General features: G+C 53.7%; 1 rRNA gene. It reads right to left on the bottom strand.

Going from position 1 to position 847, the window contains the following annotated elements:
• Nucleotides 1-847 (bottom strand): 23S ribosomal RNA (locus tag FGT79_RS30630); the annotation flags it as partial.

Below are 847 nucleotides of genomic sequence, written 5' to 3' on the forward strand. Positions count from 1 at the left end.
CTGACAAGGAATTTCGCTACCTTAGGACCGTTATAGTTACGGCCGCCGTTTACTGGGGCTTCGGTTCACAGCTTCGGGTTACCCCTAACCGCTCCCCTTAACCTTCCAGCACCGGGCAGGCGTCAGCCCGTATACTTCGCCTTACGGCTTCGCACAGACCTGTGTTTTTGCTAAACAGTCGCTTGGGCCTTTTCACTGCGGCCCCCTCGGGCTATTCACCCTACCGAGGCACCTCTTCTCCCGAAGTTACGAGGTCATTTTGCCGAGTTCCTTAACGAGAGTTCTTCCGCGCGCCTTAGCATGCTCTGCTCGCCTACCTGTGTCGGTTTGCGGTACGGGCACCTCGATCTCACTAGAGGCTTTTCTTGACAGCCGGAGTACATGACCTTCGCTACTGCAATTTTCGCTCCCCATCACAGCCCAGCCTAATAGTGTGCGGATTTGCCTACACACTAGCCTCACTGCTTGGACGGACTATTCCATCAGTCCGCGTCACTGCCCTTCTGTGTCACCCCATTGCTCAAACAATCTTCGGTGGTACAGGAATTTCAACCTGTTGTCCATCCACTACGCCTTTCGGCCTCGCGTTAGGTCCCGACTTACCCTGAGAGGACGAGCCTTCCTCAGGAACCCTTAGGCTTTCGGCGGACAAGATTCTCACTTGTCTTTTCGTTACTCATACCGGCATTCTCACTTGAATACAGTCCACCAGTCCTCACGGTCCAACTTCAATCCGTATTCAACGCTCCCCTACCCAAGTACCTTATGGTACATGTCATAGCTTCGGTGGTGTGTTTAGCCCCGTTACATTTTCGGCGCAGAGTCACTCGACCAGTGAGCTATTACG

This window comes from Paenibacillus sinopodophylli (assembly GCF_005930355.1).
Lineage (GTDB): Bacteria > Bacillota > Bacilli > Paenibacillales > Paenibacillaceae > Pristimantibacillus > Pristimantibacillus sinopodophylli.